The sequence below is a fragment of the Streptomyces sp. NPDC005878 genome, from assembly GCF_040629815.1.
Lineage (GTDB): Bacteria > Actinomycetota > Actinomycetes > Streptomycetales > Streptomycetaceae > Streptomyces.
Genome location: NZ_JBEXWK010000054.1, coordinates 1 through 10,634, shown reverse-complemented (window position 1 = coordinate 10,634; position 10,634 = coordinate 1). Strand labels below are relative to the sequence as shown.

The 10,634-nt window shown below is 73.5% G+C and carries 8 protein-coding genes; 5 read left to right on the top strand and 3 right to left on the bottom strand.

The window, feature by feature from the left end:
- Positions 1-338: 338 nt before the first annotated feature.
- Positions 339-1,463 (bottom strand): DNA integrity scanning diadenylate cyclase DisA, encoded by a 1,125-nt coding sequence (gene disA, locus ABZ404_RS38900; protein WP_358836336.1) that lies wholly within the window; start codon positions 1,461-1,463, stop codon positions 339-341.
- 36 nt (positions 1,464-1,499) lie between these two features.
- A complete protein-coding gene (gene radA / locus ABZ404_RS38895) occupies positions 1,500-2,909 on the bottom strand; it encodes a DNA repair protein RadA (RefSeq protein ID WP_358836337.1) in 1,410 nt (469 codons plus the stop codon).
- 223 nt (positions 2,910-3,132) lie between these two features.
- On the opposite strand from radA, the gene ABZ404_RS38890 reads away from it, so the two are divergent.
- A complete protein-coding gene (locus ABZ404_RS38890; RefSeq protein ID WP_358836338.1) occupies positions 3,133-4,860 on the top strand; it encodes a hypothetical protein in 1,728 nt (575 codons plus the stop codon).
- Between the two features lie 29 nt (positions 4,861-4,889).
- On the opposite strand, the gene ABZ404_RS38885 is transcribed toward ABZ404_RS38890, so the two are convergent.
- The gene (locus tag ABZ404_RS38885) at positions 4,890-5,702 is read right to left on the bottom strand and encodes a hypothetical protein (RefSeq protein WP_358836339.1); all 813 of its coding nucleotides are present in this window, start codon (positions 5,700-5,702) and stop codon (positions 4,890-4,892) included.
- A 40-nt stretch (positions 5,703-5,742) separates the two neighbouring features.
- Between ABZ404_RS38885 and ABZ404_RS38880 the strand changes: the two genes are divergently transcribed.
- The 4 genes from ABZ404_RS38880 (at position 5,743) to ilvD (ending at position 10,261) form a co-directional block, all read left to right on the top strand.
- Complete coding sequence (locus ABZ404_RS38880; protein WP_358836340.1) at positions 5,743-6,675, top strand: Ppx/GppA phosphatase family protein; 933 nt, start codon at positions 5,743-5,745, stop codon at positions 6,673-6,675.
- Between the two features lie 103 nt (positions 6,676-6,778).
- Positions 6,779-7,594 (top strand): sugar phosphate isomerase/epimerase, encoded by an 816-nt coding sequence (locus ABZ404_RS38875; RefSeq protein ID WP_358836341.1) that lies wholly within the window; start codon positions 6,779-6,781, stop codon positions 7,592-7,594.
- Complete coding sequence (locus tag ABZ404_RS38870; RefSeq protein ID WP_358836342.1) at positions 7,591-8,220, top strand: TetR family transcriptional regulator; 630 nt, start codon at positions 7,591-7,593, stop codon at positions 8,218-8,220. Before ABZ404_RS38875 ends, ABZ404_RS38870 begins: the two co-directional genes overlap by 4 nt.
- Positions 8,221-8,410: 190 nt before the next feature.
- A complete protein-coding gene (gene ilvD / locus ABZ404_RS38865; RefSeq protein WP_358836343.1) occupies positions 8,411-10,261 on the top strand; it encodes a dihydroxy-acid dehydratase in 1,851 nt (616 codons plus the stop codon).
- The last annotated feature ends 373 nt before the right edge of the window (positions 10,262-10,634 follow it).

Sequence of the window (10,634 nt, the reverse complement as noted above, 5' to 3'; positions counted from 1 at the left end):
TTCCCCGCGCCCCTGGGCACTCAGGGGCGCGGGGAACTGCGCGCTCAGCCACCCATGGTCCGCAGTCGGCTTCCGGGCTTGGAGGGGGCGCGGGGAACTGCGCGCTCAGCCACCCATGGACCGCAGTCGACGTCCCGGCCCAGAAGGGGCGCGGGGAACTGCGCGAGCAACCCCCACCGGCCCGCGGGGAAGGTCTCAGCCCCCAGCCGAAGCCCAGGCCGCCCGCCAGAGGGCTTTCGGGAAGGGGCGGGGTGGGGGAAAACGCCCCCGGGCACCACCGGCACCCCACCCACAAGGCGCACCCCACCCGCACGCCCCACACACACACCCGCACGCACCTACACGTACCGCTCCAGAATCGACGACTCCGCCAGCCGCGAAAGCCCCTCACGCACACTCCGCGCCCGCGCCTCCCCCACCCCGTCGACGGTCTGGAGATCGTCAACCGAGGCCGCCAGCAGCTTCTGGAGGCCGCCGAAGTGCTCCACCAGGCGCTCGATGATCGCCCCGGGCAGCCGGGGGACCTTGGCCAGGAGGCGGTACCCGCGGGGCGAGACCGCGGAGTCCAGCGTCTCGGGCGAGCCGCTGTACCCCAACGCCCTCGCCACTATGGGCAGTTCGAGCAGCTCCGCGTGGGTGAGGTCGTTCAGCTCCGTCAGCGCCTCCGCCACCGTCCGCGAGCGCTTCGCCGTCGGCTCGGGCACATAGTCCCGGACCACCAGCTCCCGCTCGGGCTCGACGCCCGCGATCAGCTCGTCCAGCTGGAGCGAGAGCAGCCGGCCGTCGGTGCCCAACTCCACCACGTACTCGGCGATTTCCGTGGCGATCCGGCGGACCATCTCCAGGCGCTGGGCGACCGCCGTGACGTCCCGGACCGTCACCAGGTCCTCGATCTCGAGGGCGGAGAGCGTGCCGGCCACCTCGTCCAGGCGCAGCTTGTAGCGCTCCAGCGTGGCCAGTGCCTGGTTCGCCCGCGAGAGGATCGCCGCCGACTCCTCCAGGACCCGGCGCTCCCCGTTCACGTACAGCGCGATCAGGCGCATCGACTGGGAGACCGAGACCACCGGGAAGTTGCACTGCTTGGAGACCCGGTCCGCCGTGCGGTGGCGGGTGCCCGTCTCGTCGGTGGGGATGTCCGCGTCGGGGACCAGCTGGACCCCGGCGCGGTGGATCTTGGTGATGTCCTTGTCGAGGACGAGCGCGCCGTCGAGCTTGCACAGCTCGCGCAGCCGCGTCGCGGCGAACTCCACGTCCAGGACGAATCCGCCCGTGCACATCGAGTCGACGGTCTTGTCGAGGCCGAGCACGATCAGGCCGCCCGTGTTGCCCCGCAGGATGCGCTCCAGGCCGTCACGGAGTGCGGTGCCGGGCGCGACCGCGCTCAGCGCGGCACGCATCAGCGCTTCGTTGCCGGAGCCTGTGCCGGACTTTCCGGATCCCGCTGCCCGGTCGTTGGCTGCCACTGCACTCCTCCGGTCGCAGACGTTCGACGGCAAAGTCTACCGGCGCTCCTCCTCCGCCCGCGGGGCCTCGGCCCGACGCCCGCGCGGCAGCACCCGCAGGGCGTCCCCCATGTCGGCGACTTCCGTGACCTTCATACCGGCCGGGACCTTCCCCGGGTCGGACGGCACCAGCGCGTGCGTGAAGCCCAGGCGGTGCGCCTCGGCCAGCCGGCGCTGGACGCCCGTGACCCTTCTGACCTCGCCCGCGAGCCCCACCTCACCGATCGCCACCAGGTTCTTCGGCAGCGGGGTGTCGCTCGCGGCCGACGCCAGCGCGAGGGCGATCGCCAGGTCCGCCGCGGGCTCGGAGAGCTTCACGCCGCCGACCGTGGCGCTGTAGATGTCGCGCTTGCCCAGCGCCGTGATCCGCCCGCGCTGCTCCAGGACCGCCAGCATCATCGAGACCCGGGAGGTCTCCAGACCGGAGGTGGTGCGCCGGGGCGAGGGGATCTGCGAGTCCACGGTGAGCGCCTGGACCTCGGCCACCAGGGGCCTGCGGCCCTCCAGGGTCACGGTCAGGCACGTGCCCGGCACGGGCTCGTCCCGGCGGGTGAGGAAGAGGCCCGAGGGGTCGGTCAGGCCCGTGATGCCCTCGTCGTGCAGCTCGAAGCAGCCCACCTCGTCCGTCGCCCCGTACCGGTTCTTCACGCCGCGCACCAGGCGCAGACGCGCGTGCCGGTCGCCCTCGAAGGAGAGGACCACGTCCACGAGGTGTTCGAGCAGACGCGGGCCCGCGATCGCCCCGTCCTTGGTCACATGGCCGACCAGCAGCGTCGCCATCCCGCGCTCCTTGGAGGCCCGGATCAGCGCGCCCGCCACCTCGCGCACCTGCGCCATGCCGCCGGGCGCCCCGTCGATCTCCGGAGAGGCCACGGTCTGCACGGAGTCGAGGACGAGCAGGGACGGCTTGACCGCGTCCAGATGGCCCAGGACCGCGGAGAGGTCCGTCTCGGCCGCCAGGTACAGATGGTCGTTGAGGGCGTTGATCCGGTCGGCCCGCAGCCGGACCTGGCTCGCGGACTCCTCGCCCGTCACATAGAGCGTGGGGTGCTCCTCGCGGGCCGCCTTGGCGGCGACGTCGAGCAGCAGCGTGGACTTGCCGACGCCCGGCTCCCCGGCCAGCAGCACCACCGCGCCCGGTACGAGACCGCCGCCCAGGACGCGGTCCAGCTCGGCGACACCGGTCGAGCGGGCGGTGGCCTGGCGGGCGTCCACCTGGCCGATCGGCAGCGCGGCGGTGGAGACCCGGCCCGCCGCCGTGGTCCGCACGGCGGGCGCGCCGTACTCCTCGACCGTCCCCCAGGCCTGGCACTCGGGGCAGCGGCCGAGCCACTTGGCGGTCGTCCAGCCGCATTCGGTGCAGCGGTAGGACGGCCGGTCCTTGGCGGATTTCGTACGGGTAGCCATGACGTCACCGTAGCGGCGCCCACTGACACTCCCGCCGGGCGGCGGCCCCCGCGCGGCCCGTGTCCGCCGCCGGAGGCCGTTCCCCGGCCGGTACCCCACAAGGCCGTACGCCGTTCCCCCACAAGGGGGAAGGCAACGTTCCGCACCGGGGAAGGCAAGCCTCCGCGATGGAGGACACGGTTCCTGTCCCCTTTTGAGGGATACCTTCACCCGTAAGGAGTAAATGTGCTCAAGCGGCACGAAGGACGCGGGATCCTGCGCCTACCTTCGCCGGGTGAAGAGCAGCGGTCTGGATCACCCCACGCACACCACCGGCGCACACCGGGCGCAGCGCCGCTCGCCGCGGACGTTGACCCAGCGCCCGCCCGCGCGCTACGAGGCGTATCTCGACGGCCTGTTCACGTACTGCCTGTCCGTGCTCTGCGACCACGACGAGGCCGTCCACGTCCTCGGTGACGTCCTCGCCGTCTCCGAGCGGCAGCACGCGCGCTGCCCCGACACCGAGGCCGAGCGCAAGGCGTGGCTGTACGCGCTGGCGCGCTGGTCCTGTCTGCGCAAGCTCGCCGAACGCAAACGGGCCCGCAAGGGCGCCCACACCGGCCGCCCGCAGCCCGCCGAGCCGTCCGCCGCCGCCTCCGTGGCGCCCGAGGAGGCCGAGCGCCGGCGCCGCGAACTGGCGCTGCTGGCCTGGCCCGAGGCCGCCGGCACCACGCCCGAGCAGCGCGAGGCCCTGGAGCTCGCCGTCCGCCACCAGCTGGGCCCGCGCGAGGTCGCCTCCGTCCTCGGCATGAGCTACCCGGCCGCCCGCGAGCTGCTCGCGGCGGGCGCCTGCGAGGTCGAGCGGACCCGGGCCGCGCTCGCCGTCGTCGAGACCGGCGGCTGCCCGGCGGTGGCCCGCCTCACCGGCGATCACCAGGTGCTGCTCTCGGCGGCCCTGCGCCGCGAGCTGGTCCGGCACGTGGACGACTGCCCGCGCTGCCGCCGCGCCGCCGAGCGCGCGGGCGCCGCGGGGCCCTGGCCGGGCTCCTCGGTCACCCCGGCCGCGCTGCCGCTGGCCGAGGCCCCGCGCGCGGCGGCGTACACGGCGATGCTCCACGTCCCCAGGACCCGCGGCGGCGCCCCCCGCTTCGACCGGTCCGGCTTCCCGATGGACCCCAAGGACCGGGCGGCCCGCCGGGACCGGCTGCGCGCGCGTGCCGTGACGACCACGGTGGTGGCCACGGTCGTGGCCGCGCCCGCCTTCGCGCTCTGGGCCGCCTACCGGGGCGCCCCCGCGACCGGCGAGTCCCCCGACGGCGCCAAGATCACCGCCAGCGAGGCCGACAGCTCCGGCGGCCTGGACGGGCTGCCGTACGAGCGCTACGAGAACGCGGGCAACGCCCGCACCGACCCCGACCCCCGCGTCAGCCCCGGCGCCCGTCCCCCCGCCGACGTCTCCGTGGAGGTCGTCAGCCCCGGCTCCGCCAGTCCCACCGGTCCGGGCGAGCTCACCGTCTCGGCCCGCTCGCAGGGGAGTGTCACGGTCCTCACGCTCACCGCGAGCGACGACGCCCCCGTGAGCTGGTCGCTGTGGACGAACGCGCCCTGGCTCGTCTTCAGCGGCACGAGCGGGACGCTGGAGGCGGGCGGCAGCGTCACGGTGTACGTGTCGGTCGACCACGCGCGCGAACCGCGCGGCCACTGGTCGGCCCAGGTCGGCGTGCGGCCCTCGGGCGCGGTCGTCCGGATCACCGGGGTGGGGCCGGGCACCCGGGCCATCCCGCCCGCCTCGCCCGACCCCGACCAGGACACCCCGTCCGAACCGGACCCGACGCCGCCGACGACGCCTCCCGACTCCCCGACGCCGACCAGCCCCCCGCCCACCCCGACCCCGCCGTCACCGACCCCGACGGCGCCCACCACACCGCCGGACAGCCCCAGCGGCACGGCGTCCCCGCCGCAGCCCTCATGAGGCCGGAGCCGGGGCCGGGCGCGCGGCCGTCAGCGGGGCGGGTCCGCCGGGTGCGGTGCCACCAGCGGCAGCGCGGAGGCGAGCCGCGCCTCGCACAGGCCCACGAGCACCTCGTACGCCTCCTTGCCCATCAGCTCGGTCAGCTCCGGCCGGTAGGTCACGTAGACCGGCTCGCCCGCGCCGTGCGCCGAGGTCGCCGAGGTGCACCACCAGTGCAGGTCGTGGCCGCCAGGACCCCAGCCGCGCCGGTCGTACTCCCCGATGGAGATCTGGAGCACCCGCGTCTCGTCCGGCCGGTCGATCCAGTCGTAGGTGCGGCGCACCGGCAGCTGCCAGCAGACGTCCGGCTTGGTCTCCAGTGGCTCCTTGCCCTCGCGCAACGCCAGGATGTGCAGCGAACAACCGGCGCCGCCCGCGAACCCGGGCCGGTTCTGGAAGATGCAGGAACCTTCCCACCTGCGGGTCTGCCGCTCACCGTCGTCATCGAGCTGGACCCAGCCGCTCTGCGTGCCCTCGTCGTGGAACTGCCACAGCTCCGGCGTGAGCCGCGCCACGTGCGCCGCCACGCGCTTCTCGTCGTCCTCGTCCGAGAAGTGCGCGCCGAGCGTGCAGCAGCCGTCGTCGGCGCGGCCCGCCTGGATGCCCTGGCAGCCGCTGCCGAACACACACGTCCACCGCGAGGTCAGCCACGTCAGGTCGCAGCGGAAGACCTGTTCGTCGTCGGCGGGGTCGGGGAACTCCACCCACGCGCGCGGGAAGTCGACCCCCTGCTCGTCCGCCCGCTGTCCGGGAGTCCTGGGGGGCTTGGCTTTGCCCGGCTTCGCCTTTTTCGTCTTTGGCACGGGACAAGCGTATGTCCGCGACCGCAGTAGCGTTCAGCTCATGAGACTCGGAGTCCTCGATGTGGGGTCGAATACGGTTCACCTGCTGGTGGTGGACGCGCACGCCGGTGCCGCGCCGCTGCCCGCGTACTCGCACAAGGCCGAGCTGAGGCTCGCCGAACTCCTCGACGAGGACGGTGCGATCGGACCGGAGGGCGTCGACCGGCTGGTGGCCACGGTCAGCACCGCGCTGATCGCGGCCGAGGACAAGGGCGTCGAGGAGATGCTCCCGTTCGCCACCTCCGCGGTGCGCGAGGCCAGCAACGCCGACCTGGTGATCGGCCGGGTCAAGGAGGAGACCGGGGTCGACCTCGGCGTCCTGTCCGGCGAGGAGGAGGCCCGCCTCACCTTCCTCGCGGCCCGCCGCTGGTACGGCTGGTCGGCCGGGAAACTGCTGCTCCTGGACATCGGCGGCGGCTCCCTGGAAGTCGCGTACGGGATCGACGAGGAGCCGGTCGCGGCCGTGTCGCTGCCGCTGGGCGCGGGCCGGCTCACCGCCGCCTGGCTGCCCGGCGACCCGCCCGACCCCTCCGATGTCCGGGCCCTGCGCCGCCACGTGCGCGCGCAGATCGCCCGCACGGTCGGCGAGTTCGCCCGCACCGGCTCCCCGGACCACGTGGTCGCCACCTCCAAGACCTTCAAGCAGCTCGCCAGGATCGCCGGCGCCGCCCGCTCCACCGAGGGCGTGTACGTCCAGCGCACCCTGAGCCACAAGGCGCTGGAGGAGTGGGTGCCCAAGCTCGCCGCGATGACCACCGAGCAGCGCGCCACGCTGCCGGGCGTCTCCGAGGGCCGGGCACGCCAGCTGCTCGCGGGGGCGCTGGTGGCCGAGGGGGCGATGGACCTGTTCGGCGTGGAGGAGCTGGAGATCTGTCCGTGGGCGCTGCGCGAGGGCGTGATCCTGCGCCACCTCGACCAGCTGCCGGTGGGATGACGGGCGGGGCGGCCGGGGCGCCGGGGGCGGCGCGGGCGTCGGGTTCCGGCCAGGTGGACGGTCCCCTCGCGGCCCCTGTTGTGGGTGCCCGTAGGCTGTCTCCGTGGCAGAACCAGTAGTGCGCATCCCGGATGCGAAGGTCGCCCTGTCGACGGCTTCGGTCTATCCGGAGTCGACGGCGACGGCCTTCGAGATCGCCGCACGCCTGGGGTACGACGGTGTCGAGGTCATGGTCTGGACCGACCCGGTCAGCCAGGACATCGAGGCCCTGCGACGGCTCTCGGACTACCACCAGGTGCCGATCCTGGCCGTTCACGCCCCCTGTCTGCTGATCACCCAGCGGGTCTGGTCGACCGACCCGTGGGTGAAGCTCCAGCGGGCGAGAGCCGCGGCCGAGAAGCTGGGCGCCTCCACCGTGGTAGTGCACCCGCCGTTCCGCTGGCAGCGCCAGTACGCCCGCGACTTCGTCACCGGCATCTGGCGGATGGCCGACGAGACGGACGTACGGTTCGCCGTCGAGAACATGTACCCGTGGCGCTACCGCGACCGCGAGATGCTCGCGTACGCACCCGACTGGGACGTCACCAAAGACGACTACCGGCACTTCACGGTCGACCTCTCGCACGCCGCCACCGCCCGCACCGACGCGATGGCGCTCGTCGACCGCATGGGCGACCGGCTCGCCCACGTCCACCTCGCCGACGGCAAGGGCTCCGCCAAGGACGAGCACCTGGTCCCGGGCCGGGGCAACCAGCCGTGCGCCGAGCTCCTCGAAGGGCTCGCCCGCACCGGCTTCGGCGGCCACGTCGTCATCGAGGTCAACACCCGCCGGGCCATGTCCGCGGCCGAACGCGAGGCCGACCTCGCGGAGGCGCTCGCCTTCACCCGGCTGCACCTGGCGTCCAAGGTGCGCCGGTGACCGGATCCGCGTCCGCGCCCGCCCCGCGCCGCCGGGGCCGCCCCCCGCGCGCGCAGGCCGACAGCGGCCCCGGCGCGCGCCAGCGCATCCTGGAGGCGGCCCGCGCCGAGTTCGCCGAGCGCGGCTACGACAAGACCTCGGTCCGCGGCATCGCCAAGGCGGCCGGGGTGGACGCGGCGCTGGTCCACCACTACTTCGGCACCAAGGACGAGGTGTTCGAGGCGGCGGTGGAGATGACCCTGGAGCCGGTCCAGCCGGCCCCCGCGGTGGTCGGCGCCGGCTCCCTCGACGGCGTCGGCGAGCGCATGGCCCGCTACTTCATCGAGGTCTGGGAGAACCCCGCCACGCGCGCGCAGCTCCTGGCGGTCTTCCGCTCGGCCCTCACCCACGAGGCCGCGGCCAAGGTCCTGCGCACGCTCGTCCTGCGCCGCGTCCTGGAGCGCGTCGCGGCCGAGCTGACGGTCCCGGCCCCCCGCTTCCGCACGGAACTGGCGGCCTCGCACATGGTGGGGATCGCCGTCCTGCGCTATGTGATCAAGGTGGAGCCGCTGGCGTCTACGGACCCGGAGGAGATCGTACGGATGGTGGCGCCGACGTTGCAGAGGTATTTGACGGATCCGGGGTGAGGGGAACGGGGGCAGGGGGTGCAGGGGCGCAGCCCCGCTGGGGTGCCGCGTGCCGGGGGGCGAAGCCCCCGCACCTGACCGTATGCCGAACCGGCGTCCCGCCATCCGGACGAACTGTCCGGATCCTGGAGTCGAGGCGTACGCTCGAAGCAGCCCGATCCGGCTATCTGGATGCTGAGGAGCGACCGCAATGCCCGAGCTGAGGTCCCGCACCGTCACCCACGGCCGCAACATGGCCGGCGCCCGCGCCCTGATGCGTGCCTCGGGCGTAGCCGGCGCGGACATCGGCAAGCCGATCATCGCCGTGGCGAACAGCTTCACCGAGTTCGTGCCCGGGCACACCCACCTCGCCCCCGTCGGCCGCATCGTCTCCGACGCGATCCTGGCCGCGGGCGCCGTCCCCCGCGAGTTCAACACCATCGCGGTCGACGACGGCATCGCGATGGGCCACGGCGGCATGCTCTACAGCCTGCCCTCCCGCGACCTCATCGCGGACAGCGTGGAGTACATGGTCGAGGCGCACTGCGCGGACGCCCTCATCTGCATCTCCAACTGCGACAAGATCACCCCCGGCATGCTGATGGCCGCGATGCGCCTCAACATCCCCACCGTCTTCGTCTCCGGCGGCCCGATGGAGGCCGGCCAGGCCACCCTCGTCGACGGCACCGTCCGCAAGCTCGACCTGATCGACGCCATGGTCGACGCCGCCAACGAGAAGATCTCCGACGAGGACGTCCTGCGCATCGAGGAGAACGCCTGCCCCACCTGCGGCAGCTGTTCCGGCATGTTCACCGCCAACTCGATGAACTGCCTCACCGAGGCCATCGGCCTGAGCCTGCCCGGCAACGGGTCCGTCCTCGCCACCCACACCGCCCGCCGCGCCCTGTACGAGAACGCGGCCCGTACGGTCGTCGACATCACCCAGCGGTACTACGAGCAGGACGACGCCTCCGTCCTGCCCCGCTCCATCGCCACGCGCGCGGCGTTCGAGAACGCCATGGCCCTCGACATCGCCATGGGCGGCTCCACCAACACGATCCTGCACCTGCTCGCCGCCGCGCAGGAGGCCGATCTCGCGTACGACCTCAAGGACATCGACGCCGTCTCGCGCCGTGTCCCGTGCCTGGCCAAGGTCGCGCCCAACCTGGCGCCCACGACCACGTACTACATGGAGGACGTGCACCGCGCCGGCGGCATCCCCGCCATCCTCGGCGAGCTCTACCGCGCGGGCCTGCTGAACGAGGACGTCCACACCGTCCACTCCCGCTCCATCAAGGAGTGGCTGGACGCGTGGGACGTGCGCGGGGGCTCGGCGACGCCGGAGGCCGTCGAGCTGTGGCACGCGGCGCCCGGCTGCGAGCGCTCGGCGACCGCGTTCTCCCAGTCCAAGCGGTGGGAGACGCTCGACACCGACGCGGCGGGCGGCTGCATCCGCGACGCCGCCCACGCGTACTCCAAGGACGGCGGCCTCGCGGTCCTGCGCGGCAACCTCGCCGAGGACGGCTGCGTCGTGAAGACGGCCGGTGTCGACGAGTCCATCTGGACGTTCGAGGGCCCGGCGGTGGTCTGCGAGTCGCAGGACGAGGCCGTCGACAAGATCCTCCGTAAGGAGGTCAAGGAGGGCGACGTCGTCGTCATCCGGTACGAGGGCCCCAAGGGCGGCCCGGGCATGCAGGAGATGCTCTACCCGACGTCGTTCCTCAAGGGGCGGGGTCTGGGCAAGTCCTGCGCGCTGGTCACCGACGGCCGCTTCTCCGGCGGCACGTCGGGCCTGTCCATCGGCCACGCCTCGCCCGAGGCGGCGTCCGGCGGGACGATCGCCCTGGTCGAGGACGGCGACCGCATCCGCATCGACATCCCCAGCCGTACGATCGAACTCCTCGTCCCCGAGGCCGAACTGACGGAACGCCGGGCGGCGCTGGGCGGGGTGTACGCGCCGAGGTCGCGCGAGCGCAAGGTGTCGGCGGCGCTGCGGGCGTACGCGGCGATGGCGACGAGCGCGGACAGGGGAGCAGTCCGTGACGTCTCCAAACTGACCTGAGCCCGTCCCCGCGCGGGGCTGAGCCCCGTCCCCCTGCGCAGGACTGCGCCCCCACTCACCGTGGGGCTGCGCCCCTGGCTCCCGGGCGGGCTGTCCCCCGACCTCTTCCGGCGGGGCTGCGCCCTGGCTTCGGTACGGGGCTGCGCCCTGGTTTCGGTACGGGGCTGCGCCCTGGTTTCGGTACGGGGCTGCCCCGCCCGGGCTTCGGTACGGGGCTGCGCCCTGGTCCTTGCGGGCTTCGCCCGGGTCTCCTTCGCGGGGCCTGCGGCCTCCGCGTCCCGCTTCTTCCGTCTGCGGACCGTGCTGGGTTGCTCGCGCAGTTCCCCGCGCCCCTAACTGCCCAGGGGCGCGGGGAACTGCGCGCTCGGCCACC

Bases quoted from the DNA above. Each gene is read 5' to 3' on its own strand.
- radA (WP_358836337.1), bottom strand. From the start codon at position 2,909: ATGGCTACCCGTACGAAATCCGCCAAGGACCGGCCGTCCTACCGCTGC.
- ABZ404_RS38890 (WP_358836338.1), top strand. From the start codon at position 3,133: ATGTGCTCAAGCGGCACGAAGGACGCGGGATCCTGCGCCTACCTTCGC.
- ABZ404_RS38880 (WP_358836340.1), top strand. From the start codon at position 5,743: ATGAGACTCGGAGTCCTCGATGTGGGGTCGAATACGGTTCACCTGCTG.
- ilvD (WP_358836343.1), top strand. From the start codon at position 8,411: ATGCCCGAGCTGAGGTCCCGCACCGTCACCCACGGCCGCAACATGGCC.